Below are 22,724 nucleotides of genomic sequence, written 5' to 3' on the forward strand. Positions count from 1 at the left end.
TCTTTGGTGGGTAGTATGAGAATTCACTCTATTGGGAAATTTCTAAAAAGTCAAGTGCGAGGAGGGGATGTTGTTTTAATAGAATATCCTAGTGCCTATCCTTTTGAAAATCTTGCATGGGGAGAGATTATTCCCGAGATTTCTCATGATACCCAGACAGTTGTTGATGACTTCTTTGGTATTGGGGATTTAAGCTTCAGGAATTACATTAGAAGAGTTTCTCCAAAAGAGTATAGAAAAATTATTGATATAACAAAGCATATAAAAGTAATTAAAATAGGCTCTGGAAGGGCCAGTTATGGCTCAATCGTAGATGAAATACCCTTAACATACGAAATATCTGAATTTATGAAAAACTACTACGATGCGATTAGAAAAGCTCTCGTAGACTCTATCAAGCCCCTATACTTTCTAAGCTTTGGATTAGCGGAGTACTTCTACTTTGGAAAGGAAAAAGCAATTCAGGCAATTCTCTTCAGCAGAAGCAATCTTCCAGTAGAGGACTGGACATCAATTTATCTGATAAACAAAACCTTAATAGAAGAGCCCCAATTAGCAGTTTTAGAGGACATTTCAGCGTGGATTCTTGATATAACCCAAGAAGAGGGAGAGTACATAATCAGACTCAAAAAAGGAAGCTGATGGTGAGAAGAAGTGATAACAGAAGGAGAAAAGGTTCTATTAGTTGATCCTAGGGGAAAGAGATATTTAATAACTGTGAAAAGAGACGAATTTCACACAGATTTAGGAAAGATAAACCTTGAGGATATAATTGGAAAGAATTTCGGAGATATTGTTGAATCTCACAAAGGGTATAAGTTCAAAATTCTAAAACCCAGAATAGTTGATTTCATTGATAAGATGAAGCGTGGTCCTCAGATAATCCATCCAAAAGATGCTGCTCAAATTGTGGCATTTGCTGGGATTTCTCCAGGAGATTTTATAGTTGAAGCAGGAGTTGGAAGTGGCGCACTAACTCTTTTCTTGGCAAATATAGTTGGACCTAACGGAAGGATAGTCAGTTATGAAGTTAGAGAAGATTTTGCAAAGCTTGCATGGAAAAACATTGAATGGGCAGGTTTTGATGATAGAGTTACTATAAAGCTCAAAAGCATTTACGACGGAATAGACGAGAAAGACGTTGATCACATAATTCTCGACTTGCCCCAGCCAGAGAGAGTTGTTGAGTATGCTATAGAAGCATTAAAACCCGGAGGATATTTTGTCGCTTATACCCCATGTATAAATCAAGTTGCTCGTCTTTATGAAAAGCTGAGAGAATTTAAGGAGCATTTTATGAGGCCTAAAACTATTGAATGTTTGGTTAGAGAGCAGGAAGTAAAGAGAGAGTGCATAAGGCCGAGAACTAGAATGATTGCACACACAGGCTATATCACATTTGCAAGGAAGATTTAATCAGCAGAGAGGGAGGTTCATCATCACCTCAGCGTACCGTGAGGCTCATCCCCAATTCTGAAATTTAGACTCCTCTTTTTAGGATTTTTGGTTAAGTGTTGCTGTTCTCAAATTTTTTTCGATGTTGTTAACCTTTGGTTAACAATACTTTTATAAATACTTAATGTTCAAAACCTTTGTAAATGCTCAAGAATGAGCACATGTACGGAGGTGTTCATTGTGTATAAGATACTCGAAAGGAAAGAAATCGCAATGAGAAATGTTTGGTTTAAAGTTTATGCTCCTCATGTAGTCAAAAAGCTCCAACCAGGACAGTTTGTGATTGTTAGAGCCTTTGAGAATGGCGAAAGGATCCCTCTGACCCCAGTAATGTGGGACAAAGAGGAAGGATGGATGGGACTTGTGGTATTCACAAGAGGAAAAACAACAATGCAGATAAATACTGAACTCAAAGAAGGGGATTACTTCCTTAATATTGCTGGTCCTCTTGGAAATCCGGCCCCAATGAAAAAATATGGAAAAATATTAGCCATAGGGCTGTACACTGGTATAGTTGAAGTGTTTCCAATAGCCAAAGCATGGCAAGAGATTGGAAACGAAGTTCACACCCTCCAAGTCACTTTTGAACCCATGATTATCTTAAAGGATGAACTTGAGAAGGCTGTTTCAAAACACACTGCTGTAGGTGTTCCAATTGATCCCGAAAAGAGCTTTCCCGAAAATATGAAAAATGTGACTGCTAAAGCCAGAGAAGTAGTTAGAGATATGATAAAGGAGATCAATCCTGATTTGGTATTTATGGTTGGGCCAGTTGGTGATCAAAAAGCAATTTTTGAAGTTGTCAGAGAATTCAACGTCCCAATGCTTGTTGATTTACATCCTATCATGGTTGACGGGACTGGTATGTGTGGCGCTTGTAGAGTAACAGTAGGAGGAAAGGTGAGATTTGCCTGTGTTGATGGCCCAACATTCAACGCATATGAGGTTGATTTTGACGAGCTGATCAAGAGGTCTAGCTATTATAGGGATTTGGAGATGAGAGCTATGCAAGAATATATGCAGAAGCTTCAAGGGGGTGCACAATGATGGCAAAAAGAAAGCTTATGAAAAATAGGGTTCCTACTCCAGAGAAACCAGTTTATGAGAGAATCAAGGGTTTTGAAGAAGTTAATCTTGGTTATGACTTTGAACTTGCTTTAATGGAAGCTGAACGCTGTTTGCAGTGTCCAGAGAATTATGCCCCATGTATCAAAGGCTGCCCCGTAAATATAAACATTCCCGGCTTCCTAGCTAAACTCAAAGAGCATAGAGACAATCCATACTTGGCAGTTAAAGAGGCTTTAAGAGTTATTTGGGCTTGTAATTCTTTGCCTGCTATTACTGGTAGGGTTTGTCCCCAAGAAGACCAATGTGAAGGAGTCTGCGTAATGGGCAAAGTAGGAGACCCAATAAACATAGGAAAACTAGAAAGATTCGTAGCAGACTACGCAAGACAACACGAAATAGACGATGAGCTTTTGATGGAGATTGTCCCCAAAATTGAAAAGAAAGAGCAAAAAGTAGCTGTTGTTGGAGCAGGCCCAGCGGGTCTAACATGCGCAGCAGAACTCGCAAAAATGGGCTACAATGTTACAGTATTTGAGGCTTTGCATTATCCCGGCGGAGTTCTCCTCTATGGTATTCCAGAGTTCAGACTTCCAAAAGAAATCGTGAAAAATGAACTTAAGAAACTTGAGCTTTTAGGTGTTGAGATAAAGACAGACCACATAGTTGGAAGAACGATCACAATTCCAGAACTTATTGAGGAATACGATGCAGTGTTTATTTCTACAGGAGCTGGAACACCCAAACTTCCAGAAGTGCCAGGAATAAATCTCAACGGAATTTACTCAGCCAACGAGTTTCTTACAAGAGTTAATTTGATGAAGGCATATAAGTTCCCAGAATACGACACTCCAATAAAACTCGGCAAGAAGACGATAGTGATTGGAGCTGGAAACACAGCAATGGATGCTGCAAGGACAGCTCTAAGACTGGGAAGTGAAGTTATAATAGCATACAGAAGGGGAGAGGAAGATATGACAGCAAGAATAGAAGAGATAGAGCACGCCAAAGAAGAGGGAGTTAAGTTCATGTTCTTTGTGAATCCCATCGAGTTCATCGGAGATGAAAACGGCAATGTCAAGGCTGTTAAGTTCATGAAAATGAAGGTTCTTAATGAGAGAGATTCCAATGGAAAGAGGAAGATCATTCCAACAGGTGAAACAATAACAGTCGAAGCTGATACAGTGATTATAGCAATTGGGCAGATTCCAAACAAGATAATCTGGAAGACAACACCAGGGTTAGAAGTTGGGAAAAATGGAACCATTGTTGTGGACGAGAATTTGATGACTTCGATTCCTGGGGTTTTTGCTGGTGGGGATGCAATAAGAGGAGAAGCAACCGTAATCCTAGCAATGGGAGACGGAAGAAAAGCCGCAAAAGCAATACACGAGTATCTCACAAAGAGAGAAAAGAATGCCTAACTTTCTCTTTTAATTCCTTGTTATCTATCACTCCAGAAGTTGACGGTAGATTTATGAAGACAATATATGTAATAAGGACACAAGCGATGACGAGCTCTAGGGTATCTGAAATGTGATGAAAAAAGAAAGCCGAGCTACTCCTTTTCCTCTTCTTCAATCTCCTCAAGGATATGTTCAAATTTCTTGAAGTCCTCGCTTTGTGCAACGAGAGTTATGAACTCGTCAATCTCCTCCTTCTCGAGGAATGAACCAACTAAGAGCCTTCCAGTGTAACGGTTGTTCTTAATCTCCCAGAACATGTAGAATTCAGGGAATTTGTTCTTGATTTTTCTATAAGCAACTCCATACTTAGAATCCTTAAGAGGATTCTGCTCAAGGAAGAAATGATTTTCAGAGAGCTCAATCTTATGGAGAATAGCTCCACGCTTAGTTCTCACAAGCTTAACCTTAACATCCCATTCCTTTAGGGTTTTCATAAATAGCACCTCCAACGAAATTATGAAAAAACAAACCCAAACAAAATCAGAGACTCTTCAAATACTCAGCATACTGCTCGGCAGTCATGAGATTATTTAAGTCCTCCTCAAGGTTTGATGGCTTAATCTTCGCAATCCATGCTCCATATGGATCCTCGTTGATTTTTTCTGGAGAATCCTCAAGCTCTCCATTAACTTCAACAATTTCACCGCTGACTGGAGCGTAAACTTCGCTCACAGCCTTGACGCTCTCAATTTCACAGAGAACATCACCCTGTGAGACCTCTTTTCCAACTTCTGGAAGCTCAACGTATGCAACATCGCCAAGCTCTTTTTGAGCATAATCGCTTATTCCAACAAGAACAGTTCCATCATCTAAAACTTGAACCCATTCATGCTCCTTTGTGTAGTATAGTCCTTCCTTAACCTTGTATTCGCCTACCTCAATCATGAGAACCACCAGAGTGTTTTACGGCTGAAAAACATTTAAACCTTTCTACATTTTTGGTTATCCTCTCCTAGTACCGCCATAAATAATTCCAGCCACTATTAAAGCAAGGCCGATTATTGTTGAAATCAAAATCTTCTCCCCCACTGCAAAGTGAATTATAATCAGAGAGATGAACGGGGTTAGGTAAACAAGGTTTGCTATTTGGGCTGTTGTTTCTGATAATTCCAGCGCTTTAAGCCACAAGAGAAAAGTAATGCCCATTTCAAAGGCACCTATGTAGACTGCACCAGCTAAGCCTTTGAGGGGAGGGGATGTAAGACCATGAACGAGGAGTACAAAAACTAAAGTGTAAATAAAACCAAAGACAAAGTTAAAGAACATTTTAATCACTGCCTCTCTTTCATCTTTCAGATTCAAAATCCAATAAGTTGCCCAAATCAGTGCGCTCATTAAACCCAAGAAAGCTCCGTAAGGATTAGCAAACTTAAGAGCTGTTATATTTCCCCGCGTAGAAATTATCAAGACCCCACAAAAGCTGATGAGAACACCTAAAAAGTTTCTAAGCCTAACTTTTTGTTTCAGTAGTGGAATTGAAAGCAAAGTCAGCATTATTGGCCAAGTATAGTTCAAAGCCTGAGCTTCCTGAGCTGGGAGGAGGGAATACGCTTTGAAAAGGACGAGATAGTAGAGGAAAGGGTTGATTAATCCGAGAACTGCCGAGTATCTGTGAGCAGACAAGTCTTTCAAGGCATGAACTTTTCCCTGAACTACAGTCAAAATAGAAAATATGAGAAGAGATGCTAGTGAGGCATAGAGCAGAAGATTTGCATAGTCAAGATATCTAAGGGAGAGCTTAAAAGCTGAGGCAACAGTTGACCACAGCAACACCGCAAGGAAGGCATAGAGATAAGCTGATTTTTGAGTGCTCATGCATGTTAATGCGTAGCGCAGAGTTATAAGGATTATCCGATGCTTATTCGACATTAAGAGAGCAAAACACACACTTAATCAAACTTTCCTAAAGTTTGGTAGAGAAAGGTTTAAATATGCATTTCTACACATTTATGAGTAAGAGGTGGCAAAAATGATGCTCATATTAGAAGCTTACTTTAAGAATTATCCGGCAAGAAGGAAAGTCGCAGAGTTTTTATTTGAGAACGGGCTGAGTGTTAAAAACGGAAAGATATATCTAAGAGACGTAGAGGTTCCAATAAGTGAATTATCAAGGGTCATCGGAGTAAATAGAAAGATAATCTACCATACTATTGAATACATCGAGAAAACCTACCCATTAAAGCTTATTTTCGAGCGATTGACTCCACTACCAAGCCTAATTGATGTTGCTCCAATAATGGGCTGGGAAGTTCTTGAGATAGAACTTGAGAAAGACCTTTATTCCCAAGCAATTTCAAGCGTTCTCCAGATTCTCTCAGGTAACAACGTTCCAATAATGGAGATTTTCAGCAGAAATTTGAGACAAGAAGACAGCAAAGCATACATAGTTATAGATGGGACTCTGCCAGTTGACGTATTTGTAAAAATCAAAGATATACCAGGATTCAAAAAGCTCATTCTCCACACGCCAGAGAAGAGAAAAGAAAACTTTGTATGTGCCTACTGTGAAGTTCGCTACTGTCCAAAAAAAGTGGTTTTAGAAAAGATTGGTTCAAAGGCTTAACCAACAACTTTAAATCCTTTTTCTCCTTTTGGATCTTCCCATTTTATCTCAACTCTTGTGACTCTTGCAAATGGAGGCCCTTGATGTGCCCAGCCGATTAATGCCTCAACCCTTTCCCTTTCTCCTTCTATTACAGCTTCAACACTCCCATCGGGTAAGTTCCTTACCCACCCATGCACTCCAAGCTTTCTTGCCTCTCTTTGCATGCTCCATCTAAAGCCAACACCCTGAACTCTGCCATAAATTCTCAGGTGTGCTCTTACAATTTCCATCTCAACCCCCAATAAAAATAACTCAACGTAAGATTTAAGTTTATCTTGTAGGAGGTTATAAATGGTGGTAGTATGAGTGAGATGATACTTGTTTATACAACATTTCCAGACTGGGAAAGCGCGGAAAGGATTGTCAAAGAGCTTTTAGAGAAGAAACTCATAGCGTGTGCTAATCTAAGAGAGCACAAAGCATTCTACTGGTGGAAAGGAAAAATAGAGGAAGATAACGAAATCGGCGCAATTCTTAAGACAAAAGTTGAGCTTTGGGACGAGCTTAAAAAGGAACTCAAGGAAAAGCACCCCTACACAGTTCCAGCAATAATCAGAATTGATGTTGATGCCGTAAATAAGGAATACCTCAAGTGGCTGTTAGAGGTTACAAAATGATTAGAAAGGTAAAACCGCAAATTAGAGTCATCGGTTTCGATGACGGTACTTTTTCTTTTAAATCCAAGATTGAAAGAGACAAAACTATTCTGATTGGAGTCATCATGAAGGGATCGCAGGATGTTGTTGGAATTTTGTCAAGATGGATCGAAGTTGATGGAATGGATGTAACAGAAAAGATGATTGATGCCGTTGTAAACTCCCGCTTTAAAGATCTTAGAGTCATAATGCTGAAGGGCATAACCTATGCTGGTTTTAATATTGTTGACATAGAAAAGCTCAGCAGAGAGACGGGTTTACCCGTGATTGTTGTTATTAGGAAGAAACCGGATTTAAGAGCCATGGAGGATGCCTTGAGAAAGCATTTCTCTGATGCTGAAGAGAGAATTAGGCTGCTGAGGAAGGGCGGAGAAATAAGAGAGTTAATACCCGAGAGGCTGTTCTATCAAACCTATGGAATTAAACCAAAAATAGCAGAGGAAATAATTAAAATAACCCAAAAAAGCTCTCTAATTCCAGAGCCTCTCAGATTAGCCCACATGATAGCTTCAGCAGTTATGACTGGGGAGTCGAAGAAGGAGTAGATCCTTTTCTCTTCATTGGTTGAATTTTTGTTCTAAATAGTCCTTCAATGGCTTCTTCTTAGTAAGGTTGTTGAAATCTTCTAGGATACCAAACCTTTATATAACCTTCATATCTATTTTTAAATGGCGGCGGACTAGGCCGGGGGGTTCGGCGTCCCCTGTAACCCGAAACCGTCGATATGCGGGGGCCGAAGCCCGAGGGGCGGTTCCTGAATCCAGCGGCAGAAGCCGGGGTAAACAATGAGCCCTCGTCCCACGGGGCCGGCGGTGGGCGAGGCGGAGCTGAAGGGCTCCGCTAACGCCCTTTGCCCGCCGAACCCCGCAAGGCCCGGAAGGGAGCAGCGGTAGGCGGGACGTTCGGCGCTCGTGGGGTAGCGGGGGCGAGGGAGTCCCGGTGGAAGTCGCTGGAGGAGGGTTCCCACCCTCGGGCGTGTCCGCCGCCGTAAGAATTCTCTTGCTTTACAATTAACGAGGCAAAACTTATTAAACAGTGAACCCCTTTTAGCACTTTATTGCAATTGATATCTATGCAAGAAGGCCAATTTCAAGCACAAGATTGGCAGTTATTCGAGGCTAGAAATTAAATCAGTTGCTTTAGGAGGTGTCTATGATCTAGCAAAAGTTCTGGACGTTGACCTCATCAGAATTGGAGAAATAACGACATGGTAAGATGCAGTTGAATTCCTAATAGCTAGTGCAAAGGCTATACAAATTGGGACTGCTGTCTCGTTGAGAGAATTTAAAGTTTTTAAAGAATCAGCGAAGGGATAGAGAGATTTTTAAAGGAAGAATAGTCTAATGGCATAGACGAGATAATAGGAATAGCTTTGGAGGGATAAAAATGAAAAGAGCAGTTGTCTTGTTTAGTGGTGGTTTGGACTCAACAGCTTGCCTATACTGGGCAAAGAAAAATTACGATGAAGTCATTATGCTCACTATAAACTATGGCAGCAATGAGGAAAAAGCAACAAACAAAGTAGCAGAATTCTTCTCAAAAGAGCTGAACGTTCCACTTAAAATTATTAAACTCGACTTTTTAGAAGAGTTCTCCAAGCTTAGAGGGACTACATTAGTTGGAGGAGAAACGCCAAAAGTCACAGCAAAGGAACTGGAAAACTTAGAGTACGCACAGGAAACAGCTAAAAGTGTCTGGGTTCCAGCAAGAAATGTTGTGTTAATTTCCATAGCTGCTTCACTTTTAGATGCCTTAGGAGGGGGAGAGATAATAGTCGGCTTCAATGCAGAGGAAGGAGTAACGTTTCCTGATAACACCCCAGAATTCGTTGAAAAAATGAACGAGATGCTGAAATATGGAACACTCAGTGATGTCAAAGTTGTTGCACCACTGATAAACCTTGATAAAAAGGGTATTGCAAAGCTTTTGAAAGAGCTAAATGCAAAGTATGAATACTCAAATTCATGTTACATGCCCAAAGGGTTTACAGAGGATGGAAAGCCAATTCACTGCGGAGAATGTGAGAGCTGCGTAAGGAGACACCGTGGACTAATCGAAGGGATTGGGGAAGACAAGACAGTTTATGCCATTGAGCCTAAGATTTGAATGCCCTCTTCTTCTGTTTTTTTAATATTTACGAAACTTGAAAAGGTTAACAAAACTATTTACAAACGCAAGTATTTACTTGCACAGTTCAAGGCATACAACTCAATTTACAAAAAAGGCATAACAAAGCTTTATTTTGCAATATTTCAAATATTTTAACCTTTTGTTAAAAACTAAGCTGTAAGAAAAGAGTTTTATACAAAAAACACTAGGATAATGTGAAAATAGTAATTTAACAAATCGGAGGTGAGAAAATGGAAGATGGTGTAAAGCTTACCTCAAAGCAAATTGAACTTTTAAGGAAGTTATACAATGAAGGAAAGCCTATCGAAGTCCATACAGTTGAAAAGAGCCAAGATGAACTTGCAAGAGAACTTAAAGTTACAAGACAAGCATTAAGCTTTCACTTAAAGACCCTCAAAGAAATGGGATATGTAAGAACTGGAAGAGGATTCATAGACCTAACCAAAAAGGCAATCGAGTTTCTTGAGAATGGCAAGAACAACAAAGCATTTATTTTTGTAAAGATTGATCCTACAAAAAGAAAAGAGGTATACGAAAAGATAAAGGAACTCAGTAGCATAAGGGCATATAGAGTTACAGGGAACATCGACATGGTAATTGAAGTCGATAGGACAAAATTTGAGGAGATTCTAGATAAGGTATCCTCAATTGATGGGGTTAAAGAAACAGTAACTCACTTTATAATCGAATCAGTTGCCTAAAGCCTAACTTCTTTTTTAATTATCTCTTCTGGCTTGATAACACTTATTGCTGTTCTGTTCCCCAAAACCTCAATCCACACATACCAGTCAGGGTCATCAAGATTAACCTTGGCATTTAAGCTCTCCTTAATCCTTGCGCCAAGCTCTATCTCTATCTCCTTGCTTGAACGTATCCAGTTTCCCCTTCTCTTACAACGAACAGCAAAACTTTCTCCTTCTTTAATCCTAGCCTTTGCAAGTTTGAGCCCTTCTTCAATAATCCTATCTTTTTTGCTCTTGACAAATTTCTCGAGAGGAACAATCTTGAAAATTGCAGTTGTCTCAAAGTCCTTTAAAACCCTCAAAGCTTCTTCTTTTGTCAAGTTAGTTCTAACGATTAAGACTCCTCGCCATCTCATCCTCCTAATTTTAACATCTCCTAGTGCCCACTCAAGCTCTAGACTAGCATCACCTTCTCTACCTGAAGGTACAGTGACGAGTAGTGTTACCATTTTTTCACCTCCCACGGACAAGCTTTTATATCTATACATTTCAAAATTTAAACTTGGTGGATGAAATGGAAAAGTCAAGCACACTTAAAGTTTATCCCTCTCCTTCCTATGAAGTCTATGGCCTATCGAGAAATCCCTTTGGAGAACTGGCAAGCGAAGGCATTGAAGACATAGAGAGTATTCATGTTTATCAAGAAATTGATATGAAATTATCGATGATGATCTCCGAAGTTATTGGAAATAAGAGCTCAATTGCTTTTTCTATTGTAGGACCTTTGGGAATGGGAAAAACTCAAAGGTTAAAGAGTATCGCCAAAGCTATAAGTGAGCAAGGAGGAAAGGCCATTTACGTTAAAGTTGACACCAATGACATTTTGAAAATTACACGTGACATTTTCAATTCAATAAAACCTCCAAAGAGCAAAACAAATATTTTCTTAGAAAATCTCTCAAGGAAACTCGGTTTCATAGATCGATTAGAAAAAATGTTATCTTCAACTCAAGAATATAAATCCAGAGACATAGCTGAAATGCTAACAAAAGAGCTAAATAGATATCCATATTCGGCTCTACTTTTGGATGAGCTTGAGAACATGCAAACTGCAAAAGAACAAGAAAAGATTCAGTTTTTTGAAATGCTAAGACATTTCATAAGCAACATGCCTCAAGGATGTATATTTGCATTCGCATGCATTCCAGAGGCATATGAAGAATATACAAAGATTTTCCCGGCATTTTTCATGCGTCTGCACTATGAATTTAAACTCAGACCTATGAGTCTTGAGGAGACATTTGAGCTCGTTAAGAAGAGATTAAACAAAGTTAGGATTAGAGATACTGACGACCCAATTTATCCTTTTACAGAGGGTGCAATAAAGCTTATTCATGAACTTGGAAAAGGAAATCCAAGACAGATTTTAAGATTACTCCATTACGTACTGAGTGAAGCCAGCAAACATAAGTTTGATCCAATCGATGATTACGTTGTTACGACAATTCTTGAAGAGCCAAAGAGCCTAGAAGAATATCTTATGAGAATTCCAAAGGACTATAGGGATTTAGTTGAAGCAATAGTTTACAAGTTTAACGGAGGACCAGTAAGTTATATCCAAATTGCAAAGGAAGTCAAAAAGCCAGGTATTCAGGTTTATGAACAGCTTGAAGAGCTTATAAGACTGGGATTCTTAATTGGTGATCCAAAAGGCAACTATAAAGTTCCAGATTATGTAAGAAAATTCTTAGAGGAGAGGAAACAAGAGGAGGAAAGTGAATGAACTATGATGAACATGTACTTGGAGGGATTATTACATATCCCCTCTCCATTTTAATTGCATCTCTTCTCAAATATTACTTGGCCGTTCCTTTTCAGCTTAGTTTTATAGCGATGATACTGGGATATGCTTTCTATGTTCTGGGAAGTGACTTACCAGACATGGATCATCCAGATGCTCTCATTCACCGAGGAACAAAGCCACTTGTGGCAGTTGCTATGGGCACTTCAGCTTTTCTGAAGTTTAGCGGAATTTCTATAACAGAGTATGAATGGGCAAATCTAACGATAGCATGGGGAATTGCTTCACTCTTTGCATTTGCTTCTTGGTACGTTTTCTCAGCAGTAATTCCCAAACACAGAGGTATAATCCACTCAGTAAGTTTTGCTATCATATACGGTTTACTAAGCTTTGCAATAACTGTTTATGGCCTAGGATTGAAGTTTGGAGAGGGTCTTTTTGTAGGATTTGCAGCATTCATGGGGTATCTGCTTCATTTAATCTTAGACAAACATATTAAACTAATCTAAGATAAAATCACCCAAATTTGTCCAATAATGCTTTTAAATTGTTCAATTAAGAAGCAGGTTGGAGGTGAGAAAGATGTTCAGCTTAACTGGATTTTCAAAAGGAAAAGAAGAAAAAACAACTTGGGATGTCATAATTATCGGCGCTGGACCAGCTGGATATACAGCGGCAATCTATGCAGCGAGATTTGGGCTTGAAACAATCATAATAAGCAGAGATTTAGGAGGAAATATGGCATTAACGGACTTAATCGAAAACTACCCAGGATTTCCAGAAGGAATAAGCGGTTCAGAGCTCAACAGAAGAATGTACGATCAAGTTAGAAAATACAATGTTGACATAGTTTTTGATGAGGTCGAGAGAATTGACAAAGGGGAGTGCCCATACTATGAGGGTAAGTGCTACTGGCTTGTTTACACCAAAAACGGGAAAGTTTACAAGGCAAAGACTGTTATCATAGCGGTTGGAGCAGAGCCGAGGAAGCTCAACGTCCCCGGAGAGAAAGAGCTTACAGGGAGAGGAGTAAGCTACTGTGCAACTTGTGACGGGCCCTTATTTGTTGGGAAAGAAGTGATAGTTGTCGGTGGTGGAAACACAGCACTTCAAGAAGCATTATATCTCCACAGCATTGGCGTTAAAGTTACACTGGTTCACAGGAGAGACAAGTTCAGAGCGGACAAGATTCTCCAAGATAGATTCAAAGAAGCCGGTATCCCAACGCTTTTAGACACTGTTGTAATTGAAATAAAAGGCAAAGAGAAGGTTGAGGCCGTTGTGCTTAAGAATGTAAAGACTGGGAAAGTCTTTGAGAAGAAAGTTGATGGTGTATTCATTTTCATTGGATATGAGCCAAAAACAGACTTTGTTAAGCATCTCGGCATTACAGATGAGTGGGGCTACATACCTGTGGACATGCACATGAGAACAAAGGCTCCGGGTATATTTGCCGCAGGAGATATAACAAACGTTTTCAAACAGATTGCTGTGGCAGTAGGTCAGGGGGCAATTGCAGCAAACTCTGCAAAAGAATTCATTGAGAGCTGGATAGAAAAGAACGGTGCCTAATTTCAACCTTTTTTACTTTTTCTCGAAACTTTTTCGAACAAAGCTGTTCACTAATGAGCATAGAATTATATAGCATAATTACAACTCTTCTTTGGTGAGCTAAAATGGTGAAGAGACCAGTTGTTAAAGAGCTTCCTGGACCGAAGGCAAAAGAAGTTATTGAGAGGAACTTTGAACTTTTAGCAGTTACAACCCAAGATCCAGAGGCATTGCCAATTGTTATCGAGAGAGGAGAAGGGATAATGGTTTACGACGTTGATGGCAACGCTTTCTATGACTTTGGAAGCGGTGTTGGTGTTCTTAATGTCGGTCACACACACCCAAGGGTTATTGAGGCCATAAAGAAACAAGCCGAGAAATTCACTCATTTCGCATTAAACGACTTCTTCTATGAGAACGCTGTAATCTTGGCCCAAAAGCTTGCTGAGCTTTCTCCAGGAGAGTTTCCAAAGAAGGTAGTTTACCAAAACAGCGGTGCTGAAGCTAACGAAGCTATGATGAAGCTCGTCAAGTACGGAACAGGAAGGAAGAGGTTCATAGCTTTCTACCATGCATTCCACGGAAGAACACAAGCTGTTCTTAGCTTAACAGCAAGCAAATGGGTTCAACAGGAGAGATTCTTCCCAACAATGCCAGGCGTTGAGCACGTTCCATATCCAAACCCATACAGAAACCCATGGCACATTGACGGTTATGCCGATCCAAAAGAGCTCGTGAACAGAGTCATTGAGTTCATTGAAGAGTATGTCTTCAGGCATGTTCCACCAGAGGAGGTTGGAGCAATTGTCTTTGAACCAATACAAGGTGAAGGAGGCTATGTAGTTCCACCAAAGGAGTTCTTCAAGGAGCTCAAGAAACTTGCAGACAAATACGGCATACTCTTGGCGGATGACGAAGTTCAGATGGGCGTTGGAAGAACTGGAAAGTTCTGGGCAATTGAGCACTTTGGCATCGCACCAGACACAATCCAGTTCGGTAAAGCTATTGGTGGAGGAATTCCATTAGCCGGTGTTGTGCACAGGGCTGACATAGCTTTTGACAAGCCAGGAAGACATGCATCAACATTCGGTGGAAACCCATTAGCAATCGCCGCTGCACTTGAAGTCGTTGAAATTGTCAAAGAGTTACTACCTCATGTCCAAGAAGTTGGTGATTATCTCCACAAGAGACTTAAGGAGTTTGAGGAGAAATATGAAGTTATCGGCGATGCAAGAGGTCTTGGCTTAGCTCAAGCAGTAGAATTCGTTAAGAACAAGGATACAAAGGAAAAGAACCCAGAGGTTAGGAACAAAGTTGTTAAGGAAGCCGCAAAGAGAGGACTAATCCTTCTCGGCTGTGGTGATAATTCACTGAGATTCATTCCACCACTGATCATTACCAAGGAAGAGATTGATATCGCCATGGAAATCTTTGAAGAAGCTCTCAAAGCCGCTCTTAAGTGATTTTTCTATTCCCTTTAGGTTTTATTAATTTCTTTCAAATTTTAAACTGCCACTTTTGCAAAAAGCTTTTAAACATCAATTTCAAGTTTTAACTTGAAATTAATGTAAAGTGGAGGTGCGAAATATGGAATTTGAGGCAATTGGAGCATATGCAAAACCAATACTAACGCTTGCTGTTTTGGTCTATCTCGTGTACATTTTCGTTATTAAAAAAGAGGAATTCAAAAAAGCTCAAGTTGTGGCAATCTCAGCAATTATGACAGCTCTGGTAACAGTCGCGACAATCGTGATTCAGGTTCCAACCCCCCCAACAAGAGGTTATATCAACCTTGGAGATACAATGGTTATGCTGAGCGGTGTGCTGTTTGGTCCTCTCGTTGGAGCGTTCGCTGGAGGTTTTGGTTCAGCTTTGGCTGATGCAATCACTGGCTATGCCCACTGGGCACCTTTTACATTGATAATCAAAGGTCTTGAAGGTTTAGTTGTTGGACATATAGCTTATAAGAGAGAGGACTTTACAGGAATACTCATAGGAACAATAATTGGTGGATTTATCATGGTCTTTGGCTACTTCCTTGTTGAAGTGTTCTTCTATGGATATCCAAGTGCAGTAGTCGAAATCCCAGGAAATACGCTCCAAGCAGTCAGCGGAATTATAGTTGGAGGAGGAGTAGGGTACATAATAAAGAAAAGATACCCAGACATAGTAAGCCTTATACAGACTTAAACTTTTTATATTTCTTCCCACACTTCCTTTCTTTTCATTTGAATATAGGAAATAGTAGACTTTGGAGATACTCCACAAACCTGCCTCCTCACTTTTTAGCACCTTCCACAATCTTTACCCCACTTGAAGTGCCAATTCTGTTTGCTCCTGCCTTAATCATTTCTAAAGCCTGCTCGTAACTCCTTATTCCTCCAGCAGCCTTAACTCCGAGCTTGTCTCCAACAACCCTTCTCATTAGCTTAACGTCCTCCACCGTGGCCCCTCCTGTTCCAAAGCCCGTTGAAGTCTTTACAAAGTCAGCTCCAGCTTCCATTGCCAATCTGCATGCTATTTCCTTCTCTTCATCTGTTAGGTAGCACGTTTCGATAATTACCTTCACTATTGCTCCTTTCTCGTGAGCTACTTTGACGACTTCTTCTATGTCCCTCTTGACATAGTCGTAATCCTTGTCTTTCAGTGCTCCAATGTTTATAACCATGTCAAGCTCATCAGCACCATCTTCAAGCGCTTTTTTTGCTTCAAAGACCTTAACCTCTGTAGGTGTTGCACCTAGCGGAAAGCCTATAACCGATGCGACCTTTATGTCTGTGCCTTTCAATTGCTCCTTTGCAAGCTTCACGCGGTAGGGATTAACACAGACAGCATAAAAGCCGTATTTCTTAGCTTCCTCACACAGCTTGATTATATCTTCCTTCGTTGCATAAGGCTTCAAATTGGTGTGATCAATGTACTTGGCAATATCAATTTTCATCCACATCACCAAAAACTAAGTATTCTCATCCTATATTTAGAGCTTTTCCCTAAGGATGGAGCAGTCTGATTGGGAAATTTAAGATTTCAAAAACAAGAAGAAAATGATAACATTTTATTCTTCCTTAGTTTCTACAACTTCTTTTAGAGGTTTCCCTCCATACTTTTTGTACAGCTTTCTTCCAACCAGATAAAGCACTGCAAACGGAGAGACTATTATGAGTAAAGCAATAATACCCCTAATTATCATGAGCAGTATTGTCACAGCTTGATATATTGTCTTTCTGAAGCCTAAATCAATCTCGAACACAGGCTTTTCTTTGCTCTCTATTGTGACGTGATAAGTTATATAATCCGTGACTTTCTCATAGTAATCCTTCTGAAAATACAAATAGTTTAAGCGGGAGTTTATGCTGCTTATTCTAGATTCAATTCTCATTAAATCATCGATATCCTTTGAAAGATTGTAGAATTCGAGGAGCTTATTTTTCTCAGCCTCAAGGCTTTCAATCTCAGCAAGAATCTGGTTGTATTTGCTTGTAACATCTTGGGTATCTAAGCGGAGGCTTTTGACGTTATATTTCTCCAGAAGTGTCCCAACTTTATTTTCATTTTCTGCCGTGTTTGGAATCCTAAACTCAATGTAATAAACAACCCTTTCTTCACTCTTGTCAAGATTTTCAGAAATCACGTATCCTCCTAATGAATAAATCTCAGCTTTTATTTCATTAGCAACCTTTTCTGGACTCTCATCTTGGATAACGACATAATAGTCCTTCTTTGGTCTCTGGACTACTCCCTTAGGCTTTTCATTATTTGCAAGTCCTGAGGAAGCTTGAGTAGCAGCAGTAACAGTTGGTCTTGTATAAGTCGGAGCATATGCCATTGTTTGGGTGTATGTAATCCTTTCAGCCTCAATGCCCCAGCCTTTCTCTTCATAAACCGAAGGCTGGTACTTTAGCTCATTCCCAACTCTAAAAGAAGCTCCGCTCTGAAAAATCTTTGAGACAACAAACCCAGCGACTATTATCACCACAACCAAAAGAACTATCCGAATATTTCTTTTATACATAGCCCTCACCAAAAATATTACTCATGATTACATTTAAGAGTTGTTAAAGCTTCAAAATGATTTGAAGTGAAAGAAAAATTAAGTCAATGTACTCTCCTCCAAATGAGAGGCAAAATAGACACTAGGCTTAAGAATGCAGGGCCGCAGATTGTTCTGGAAGAAGTGGTTGGTGACAATGGTGAATACTCCGAGGTTGTTGTAGTGGATGATGCTATCTTTACTGTTCCCTTCGGCAATCTATAAGCTAACGGCTCAGCAGTGCACTTTAAAAGCTTGGCATCTTTGCTCTCATAATAAGGAATCCACGCATACTTTCCATCTTTAGTCTCATACCATCCTATATGAGAGTTGTAACCAGCTTTTCCTCTTTCAGCGACTTTTACGATTTCTTCAATATCTTCATCGCTTATACCCAAAATTCCATTTTCTTTGAGCCATTCAATTTCAACTCTCAGCGCTTCTTTAAAGTTGAATGTATATGGATCAACAACTCCCTCCGGCATGCTGGTAACCCGCTTCTCAAACTTTATATTCTCCAAAACACAGCTTATCCCCAAAACTGAAAACAGCTCTTTTATCTCAGCTCTTTTTTCCTCACTTAATTCTTTTTGTCCATAAATTGCAATGTAAACATCTGCTTGTGGCATCTTTATAACTTTACTTGGATCAATTCCATGCTCCTTAAGGCATCGTTCAAAAGCATCATTCGGCTTCCAAGTGCACACACCATTCACACAGCCACAAGTTGTAAGCTTCAAACACTCATACCAGTCCTTATAAACACAAATTGAGATTACTTTTGTTGCGTTTTCTCTAGTTGTGCATATCTCTCCAGAACATCCTCCCGTAGCGCAGTCGGAATCTTTTGAACACTCTCTTCCCTTTTGAGGTGTTATCTGAACCAAAATGTTCTCTTTTCTGAAAGTATATTTTCCTTCAACTTTCCATCCAAGCTCTTTAGCTTTCTCGATGCTGTTTTCTAGGAGTATAATTGATGTTGTAAACTTTGCAGAGAGAACAGTTGAGTTCCAGCTTTTTACTGGGATTTCAATTCTTAAGTGAAGCCCTTTATTTTCCCAAAGCATGACGGCTACTCTCTCATCATAATGAGAGCGGTAAATTAGTCTTCCATTTTCAATTAAGACATTTTCCGCATTCTTAAGCGGTTCAAGATTGTACGCAATCCCAGGCTTGTTGAAGTAGACTTCAACAGCCAAGTTATCAGTTGGGCTAAAGCATGCCTGAGCGAAAGGGAGTAATGCTAAGATTAAAATGAAAATCATAGCATACCTTCTCATAATTCTCACCTAGTTCTAGTTAATGTTCCCAAAGTATTTATCTTTGCTCATAGCTTCAAACCAATTTGAAGTGCAAAAGCTTTAAGTTCTAAAAGTCAACATCACTCGAGGTGATTAAGATGGAGAACCCATTTGAAATTACTGCAATTGTAGCAAGAGAAATCTTAGACTCAAGAGGAAATCCAACTGTAGAGGTAGATGTCTACACCCCAGTTGCCATGGGAAGAGCCGCTGTGCCAAGTGGAGCATCAACAGGAACTCATGAAGCTTTAGAGCTTAGAGACGGCGGAAAGAGATTCCACGGAAAAGGAGTTAGGAGAGCTGTTGAGAACATCAACAAGATTATTGCTCCAGAACTCATTGGAATGGATGTAACATTACAGAGAGATATTGATATGCTCATGATTGAGCTTGACGGAACTGAGAATAAGTCAAACCTTGGAGCAAACGCTATTTTGGGGGTTTCACTTGCAGTTGCTAAGGCAGCTGCAAACAGCCTAGGTTTGCCACTTTACCAGTACATCGGTGGAACTAATGCTTATGTGTTGCCAGTTCCAATGAGCAACGTCATCAACGGTGGAGTTCACGCCGGAAATGATTTGGACTTCCAGGAGTTCATGATCATGCCTGTTGGTGCTAAGAGCTTTAAAGAAGGTATCCAGATGGTCAGTGAAACATACCACACACTCAAAAAGATTCTCATGGAGAAATACGGCAAGTTAGCAGTTAACGTAGGTGATGAAGGCGGATTTGCACCCCCAATGAAAGAGGTTACAGAGCCGCTGGAAGCTCTCGTCAAGGCAATTGAAGAGACAGGATACAAAGTTGGAGATGAAATCGCATTTGCATTAGATGCCGCATCTAGTGAGTTCTACAACGCTGAAAAGGACAGATATATTGTTGGAGGAAAAGAATACACAAGGGAAGAGCTCATTGACCTTTACAAAGAATTAGTCAGCACTTATCCAATAGTATCAATTGAGGACCCAATGCACGAGGAAGACTTTGAGGGCTTTGCAATGATAACAAAAGAGCTTGGAAAGAAGATACAGATTGTTGGCGACGACATCTTTGTTACAAACGTGAAAAGGCTAAAGAAGGGCATTGAAATGGGTGCAGCAAATGCTCTGCTCTTAAAAGTCAACCAGATCGGAACCTTAAGTGAAGCAATCGATGCAGCTTACTTAGCTTTCAGAGCTGGCTACGGAGTTGTCGTTTCACACCGCTCTGGAGAAACCGAAGATGCAACAATTGCAGACCTAGCGGTAGCAATAAACGCTGGGCAGATTAAGACAGGTGCTCCAGCAAGGAGTGACAGAAACGCAAAGTACAACCAGCTCATCAGAATTGAGGAAGAGCTTGAGGGCATAGCATATTATCCTGGAAGGAAGTTCAGAAACCCATTCTTCTGAACTTTCTTTTCTTTTCATTGATTCTAAGGTAAAAGTTGTGGGAAAATTTTAAAGACTTCTTCTTCGAAATCCAATAAAATAAAACCTACCGGAGGGATGGCAATGTTTGACGTGGTTGCAATAGGGAACCTCAACTACGACATAATAATGCTCGTTGACCGCTTTCCCGAATTCCATGAAAAGATACCAGCGAAAGATGCCTACTTTGGACTCGGAGGGGCAGCGGGAAATACAGCGACATGGTTAGCTAATATGGGCCTTAAAGTGGGATTTATAGGGGCTGTAGGGAAAGACGAAATTGGAGATGCCCACATAAACTTCTTCAAAAAAATTGGCGTGGACGTGGAAGGGATAAGAATCGTTGATGTTCCTTCAGGTGTTGCCGTGGCAATAATAAAGGGCGAAGACAAGAGAATCGTGAAGTATTTGGGAGCCAATGCATATAGAGAACTTGATTTTGAATATTTAGCTAAGACAAGACACATCCATCTTTCATCAAATCCGGAAAAGCTCATCATCGATGCAGTAAACTTTGCTTATGAGCGTGGAATTACAGTTTCACTCGATATCGGAGAGGCAAAAATCCCAGAGGAAATTGAAGAGAAAATAACATATCTGCTCATGAACGAGGATGAGTTTAAGAGAAAGTTCGGAAGCTTGGAGAAGATTACAGAAGTTAAAGCAAAAAACGTAATTGTGACATTAAATGGAGGAGGTGCTTTAGTTAGAGATGAAAGTAAGAATGTCTTTGAAGTAAGAGGCTTGAGTGCCGAAGTTATAGATTCTACAGGTGCTGGAGATTCCTTTGATGCTGGACTTATTTATGGAGTCCTCAACGGCTGGAGCTTAAAGGATGCTGCAAAGCTTGGAATGTTATTAGCTTATCTGACTGTTCAGAAAGTCGGTGCAAGGAGTGCCGTGGTTCCTCTTGAAGAGATAAAGAAGAAAGCAAAAGAATTAAACCTCAACCTGCCTTTCTAGTAGCTCTTTAACCCAACTATTTTTGCCTGCTTTTCACTCCATTTATACGCGAGATAGCCGAGAAGAGCATACAGTGTTGAGATAAAAACGAGGTAAGTAATCTCATTAGTCGCATTTGAGTATCCAAAAGCAACAACTTTTCTCACTGCTTCACTCGTTGGAGCATATGGCATTGCCTTGGCCAAAACTTGGAGGGGTTTTGGAAGGATTTTTATCGGATACATCGCTCCGCTCAAGGCAAAAACAAGCATTTCTAAGATGTTTATGAACGGCCCAGGGTCTTTTAAGTAGAGCACAATCCCAGCAGCTGTCATTCCAAGGCCGATCATTCCCACGGTTCCAAGGAGAAGAACTGGTATGCCTTTGAAAAAACCAACCGGGTCTATGTGAACGCCAAACACAAGGACAAAGAGCGGAATATAAACTGCCATATAAACGAACGATAGAAAAATTCTGACTAAAACGTTGCCCAAAAAGAATGTTATTCTCCTCATTGGAGCTGCAAAGGAATATTCAAGAGTTCCAGCATAGAGCTCATCAACAACGCTCCACACAAAGCCACTCATAAAAGTTAAGCCAAAGCCAAGAACCATGAACCCCAAAACGGCAAAAGTCAGATAGTCAGAATAGCCAGTCATCTGCTGCAAAGCTGGTGAGTTCCTCTGTCCCGTTAGTCCAATTCCTATTAGCAAAGCCTGTCCCACGAAGAAGAATCCAAGCATTATGTCGCTAATCATCCACAACTTGTAACTAAGGAAAATTCGCCAGCTCTTCACTGCAACTCCATAGAGCGCTCTCAGTTCCTCAGTAACCACCATAACCCATCACCTTTGTTATTCTCTCAGCCCATCTAAAGAGGATATAACCCACTAGCCAGTAAACGAGAACTAGAAGAAGAAGCCAAGTTATTGATGAAGCGATTTCAGCGTAGGTCTTTCCAACAAAAATGCCTCTAATGGCAGTTATTGAATGAGTCAAAGGAAGAATTTTAGAGAATTCTATTATTGCTCTAGGCATTACATTGAGCGGGAAGAAAACCCCAGAGAAGAAAAGCATTGCAAATTCAAAGATTTGGGCAAAGGGTCCTATGTGCTTGAGCATCATGACTAACCCAGCGAAAATAAAGCCGAAGCCCAAGAAAGCTAAGAAAGAAAGTAATAGAATGGGCAAAGACTTTAGCAGAATGGAGAATGTTAAAGAAATGTCAAAAATTAAAACTCCAAATGCAAAGACTATAACCATTAAAACAGAATCCATGATGAGCCAGCTCACAGCTAAGCCAAGTAAAAGCTCAGTAATTCTTATCGGAGCAGCTATGTTGGTTTCAAAAGTTCCTCTTTGGAGTTCTCTTCTAATTCCCCAGACATAAGCCTCCATCGGAGAAACAGACAGCCACCACAAAACATATCCTATTAGTGCATAAGTTGGATAGTCTCCAATTCCAGTTGAAGATGCTAAAAGCTGAGAATATCTTCCCCCAAGAACTGCCTGCCCAAAGAAAACAAACTGGATGAGAAAGATAATACCAACTAAAACTGCACTGAAAACCCTTAATGGATAGCGGAAGAACATTCTAAGCTCCTTCTCAATTATAGCAATAAGAGGCATC

26 protein-coding genes, 1 other RNA gene and 1 pseudogene are annotated in these 22,724 nt (G+C 40.2%); 18 read left to right on the plus strand and 10 right to left on the minus strand.

What is annotated here, in order from left to right; genetic code table 11:
• Nucleotides 1–15: 15 nt before the first annotated feature.
• The 4 genes from TES1_RS07945 (at nucleotide 16) to gltA (ending at nucleotide 3,944) form a co-directional block, all read left to right on the plus strand.
• A complete protein-coding gene (locus TES1_RS07945) occupies nucleotides 16–642 on the plus strand; it encodes a DUF257 family protein (RefSeq protein WP_042681735.1) in 627 nt (208 codons plus the stop codon).
• A gap of 12 nt (nucleotides 643–654) precedes the next feature.
• Nucleotides 655–1,416, plus strand: a complete 762-nt coding sequence (locus TES1_RS07950; RefSeq protein ID WP_042681737.1) for a tRNA (adenine-N1)-methyltransferase — start codon at nucleotides 655–657, stop codon at nucleotides 1,414–1,416.
• A 219-nt stretch (nucleotides 1,417–1,635) separates the two neighbouring features.
• Nucleotides 1,636–2,502 (plus strand): sulfide/dihydroorotate dehydrogenase-like FAD/NAD-binding protein, encoded by an 867-nt coding sequence (locus tag TES1_RS07955; RefSeq protein ID WP_042681738.1) that lies wholly within the window; start codon nucleotides 1,636–1,638, stop codon nucleotides 2,500–2,502.
• Nucleotides 2,502–3,944, plus strand: a complete 1,443-nt coding sequence (gene gltA / locus TES1_RS07960; RefSeq protein WP_084340065.1) for an NADPH-dependent glutamate synthase — start codon at nucleotides 2,502–2,504, stop codon at nucleotides 3,942–3,944. The genes TES1_RS07955 and gltA overlap by 1 nt, the downstream gene beginning before the upstream one ends.
• A gap of 134 nt (nucleotides 3,945–4,078) precedes the next feature.
• Here the strand turns inward: gltA and TES1_RS07965 are convergent, their stop codons facing one another.
• Genes TES1_RS07965 through TES1_RS07975 form a run of 3 tightly spaced genes read right to left on the minus strand, consistent with a single transcriptional unit; the run spans nucleotide 4,079 to nucleotide 5,801 of the window.
• Nucleotides 4,079–4,420 carry a DUF7132 family protein gene (locus tag TES1_RS07965; protein WP_042681742.1) on the minus strand — a complete coding sequence of 114 codons (342 nt, stop codon included), beginning with the start codon at nucleotides 4,418–4,420 and terminating at the stop codon, nucleotides 4,079–4,081.
• A gap of 46 nt (nucleotides 4,421–4,466) precedes the next feature.
• Nucleotides 4,467–4,871: a glycine cleavage system protein GcvH gene (gene gcvH, locus TES1_RS07970; protein WP_042681744.1), complete on the minus strand. Its 405-nt coding sequence runs from the start codon at nucleotides 4,869–4,871 to the stop codon at nucleotides 4,467–4,469.
• A gap of 57 nt (nucleotides 4,872–4,928) precedes the next feature.
• Nucleotides 4,929–5,801 carry a DMT family transporter gene (locus tag TES1_RS07975; RefSeq protein WP_042681746.1) on the minus strand — a complete coding sequence of 291 codons (873 nt, stop codon included), beginning with the start codon at nucleotides 5,799–5,801 and terminating at the stop codon, nucleotides 4,929–4,931.
• Between the two features lie 154 nt (nucleotides 5,802–5,955).
• Here TES1_RS07975 and TES1_RS07980 point away from each other — a divergent pair, with 154 nt between their 5' ends.
• Nucleotides 5,956–6,549 (plus strand): regulator of amino acid metabolism, contains ACT domain protein, encoded by a 594-nt coding sequence (locus TES1_RS07980; protein ID WP_042681748.1) that lies wholly within the window; start codon nucleotides 5,956–5,958, stop codon nucleotides 6,547–6,549.
• Here the strand turns inward: TES1_RS07980 and TES1_RS07985 are convergent.
• Nucleotides 6,546–6,821: an acylphosphatase gene (locus tag TES1_RS07985; protein WP_042681750.1), complete on the minus strand. Its 276-nt coding sequence runs from the start codon at nucleotides 6,819–6,821 to the stop codon at nucleotides 6,546–6,548. The two genes, TES1_RS07980 and TES1_RS07985, sit on opposite strands and share 4 nt — an antisense overlap.
• A gap of 81 nt (nucleotides 6,822–6,902) precedes the next feature.
• Here TES1_RS07985 and cutA point away from each other — a divergent pair, with 81 nt between their 5' ends.
• The 6 genes and pseudogenes from cutA (at nucleotide 6,903) to TES1_RS08005 (ending at nucleotide 10,078) form a co-directional block, all read left to right on the plus strand.
• Complete coding sequence (gene cutA / locus TES1_RS07990) at nucleotides 6,903–7,208, plus strand: divalent-cation tolerance protein CutA (RefSeq protein WP_042682816.1); 306 nt, start codon at nucleotides 6,903–6,905, stop codon at nucleotides 7,206–7,208.
• Complete coding sequence (locus tag TES1_RS07995) at nucleotides 7,205–7,792, plus strand: endonuclease dU (RefSeq protein ID WP_042681751.1); 588 nt, start codon at nucleotides 7,205–7,207, stop codon at nucleotides 7,790–7,792. The genes cutA and TES1_RS07995 overlap by 4 nt, the downstream gene beginning before the upstream one ends.
• A 127-nt stretch (nucleotides 7,793–7,919) precedes the next feature.
• Nucleotides 7,920–8,232: signal recognition particle sRNA (gene ffs / locus TES1_RS10830), an RNA gene on the plus strand.
• Between the two features lie 71 nt (nucleotides 8,233–8,303).
• Nucleotides 8,304–8,586: pseudogene (locus TES1_RS11135) on the plus strand (dihydroorotate dehydrogenase); the annotation flags it as partial.
• Between the two features lie 47 nt (nucleotides 8,587–8,633).
• Nucleotides 8,634–9,353: a 7-cyano-7-deazaguanine synthase QueC gene (gene queC, locus TES1_RS08000; protein WP_042681753.1), complete on the plus strand. Its 720-nt coding sequence runs from the start codon at nucleotides 8,634–8,636 to the stop codon at nucleotides 9,351–9,353.
• 254 nt (nucleotides 9,354–9,607) lie between these two features.
• Entirely contained in the window at nucleotides 9,608–10,078 is a 471-nt protein-coding gene (locus TES1_RS08005; RefSeq protein WP_042681755.1) for an Lrp/AsnC family transcriptional regulator, read from the plus strand.
• On the opposite strand, the gene TES1_RS08010 is transcribed toward TES1_RS08005, so the two are convergent.
• Complete coding sequence (locus TES1_RS08010; protein WP_042681757.1) at nucleotides 10,075–10,569, minus strand: THUMP domain-containing protein; 495 nt, start codon at nucleotides 10,567–10,569, stop codon at nucleotides 10,075–10,077. The two genes, TES1_RS08005 and TES1_RS08010, sit on opposite strands and share 4 nt — an antisense overlap.
• Nucleotides 10,570–10,634: 65 nt before the next feature.
• Between TES1_RS08010 and TES1_RS08015 the strand changes: the two genes are divergently transcribed.
• The 5 genes from TES1_RS08015 (at nucleotide 10,635) to TES1_RS08035 (ending at nucleotide 15,602) form a co-directional block, all read left to right on the plus strand.
• Nucleotides 10,635–11,843 (plus strand): AAA family ATPase, encoded by a 1,209-nt coding sequence (locus TES1_RS08015; RefSeq protein ID WP_042681760.1) that lies wholly within the window; start codon nucleotides 10,635–10,637, stop codon nucleotides 11,841–11,843.
• Nucleotides 11,840–12,370 (plus strand): metal-dependent hydrolase, encoded by a 531-nt coding sequence (locus TES1_RS08020; RefSeq protein WP_042681761.1) that lies wholly within the window; start codon nucleotides 11,840–11,842, stop codon nucleotides 12,368–12,370. The genes TES1_RS08015 and TES1_RS08020 overlap by 4 nt, the downstream gene beginning before the upstream one ends.
• A 73-nt stretch (nucleotides 12,371–12,443) precedes the next feature.
• Entirely contained in the window at nucleotides 12,444–13,433 is a 990-nt protein-coding gene (gene trxB / locus TES1_RS08025) for a thioredoxin-disulfide reductase (RefSeq protein WP_042681763.1), read from the plus strand.
• A 104-nt stretch (nucleotides 13,434–13,537) separates the two neighbouring features.
• Nucleotides 13,538–14,875: an ornithine aminotransferase gene (locus tag TES1_RS08030; RefSeq protein WP_042681765.1), complete on the plus strand. Its 1,338-nt coding sequence runs from the start codon at nucleotides 13,538–13,540 to the stop codon at nucleotides 14,873–14,875.
• A gap of 124 nt (nucleotides 14,876–14,999) precedes the next feature.
• A complete protein-coding gene (locus TES1_RS08035; RefSeq protein ID WP_042681766.1) occupies nucleotides 15,000–15,602 on the plus strand; it encodes an ECF transporter S component in 603 nt (200 codons plus the stop codon).
• An 88-nt stretch (nucleotides 15,603–15,690) separates the two neighbouring features.
• Here TES1_RS08035 and deoC read toward each other — a convergent pair whose 3' ends face one another.
• The 3 genes from deoC to TES1_RS08050 form a co-directional block, all read right to left on the minus strand.
• Nucleotides 15,691–16,353, minus strand: a complete 663-nt coding sequence (gene deoC / locus TES1_RS08040; RefSeq protein WP_394296073.1) for a deoxyribose-phosphate aldolase — start codon at nucleotides 16,351–16,353, stop codon at nucleotides 15,691–15,693.
• 114 nt (nucleotides 16,354–16,467) lie between these two features.
• Nucleotides 16,468–17,424 carry a DUF4349 domain-containing protein gene (locus tag TES1_RS08045; protein ID WP_042681770.1) on the minus strand — a complete coding sequence of 319 codons (957 nt, stop codon included), beginning with the start codon at nucleotides 17,422–17,424 and terminating at the stop codon, nucleotides 16,468–16,470.
• An 83-nt stretch (nucleotides 17,425–17,507) separates the two neighbouring features.
• Nucleotides 17,508–18,722 carry a CGP-CTERM-anchored Cys-rich protein gene (locus tag TES1_RS08050; protein ID WP_042681772.1) on the minus strand — a complete coding sequence of 405 codons (1,215 nt, stop codon included), beginning with the start codon at nucleotides 18,720–18,722 and terminating at the stop codon, nucleotides 17,508–17,510.
• Nucleotides 18,723–18,841: 119 nt separating this feature from the next.
• Between TES1_RS08050 and eno the strand changes: the two genes are divergently transcribed.
• Both eno and TES1_RS08060 read left to right on the plus strand, forming a co-directional pair.
• A complete protein-coding gene (gene eno, locus TES1_RS08055) occupies nucleotides 18,842–20,134 on the plus strand; it encodes a phosphopyruvate hydratase (RefSeq protein ID WP_042681773.1) in 1,293 nt (430 codons plus the stop codon).
• Between the two features lie 102 nt (nucleotides 20,135–20,236).
• Nucleotides 20,237–21,115 (plus strand): ADP-dependent ribose-1-phosphate kinase, encoded by an 879-nt coding sequence (locus tag TES1_RS08060; protein WP_042681775.1) that lies wholly within the window; start codon nucleotides 20,237–20,239, stop codon nucleotides 21,113–21,115.
• On the opposite strand, the gene TES1_RS08065 is transcribed toward TES1_RS08060, so the two are convergent.
• Together TES1_RS08065 and TES1_RS08070 are read right to left on the minus strand one after the other, a co-directional pair.
• Nucleotides 21,112–21,933, minus strand: coding sequence for an ABC transporter permease (locus tag TES1_RS08065; protein ID WP_042681777.1), 822 nt, complete (start codon nucleotides 21,931–21,933; stop codon nucleotides 21,112–21,114). The two genes, TES1_RS08060 and TES1_RS08065, sit on opposite strands and share 4 nt — an antisense overlap.
• Nucleotides 21,920–22,723, minus strand: a complete 804-nt coding sequence (locus tag TES1_RS08070) for an ABC transporter permease (protein WP_042681778.1) — start codon at nucleotides 22,721–22,723, stop codon at nucleotides 21,920–21,922. The genes TES1_RS08065 and TES1_RS08070 overlap by 14 nt, the downstream gene beginning before the upstream one ends.
• Nucleotide 22,724 lies beyond the last annotated feature (1 nt).

Origin of the sequence: Thermococcus paralvinellae, assembly GCF_000517445.1 — an archaeon.
Taxonomy (GTDB): domain Archaea; phylum Methanobacteriota_B; class Thermococci; order Thermococcales; family Thermococcaceae; genus Thermococcus_B; species Thermococcus_B paralvinellae.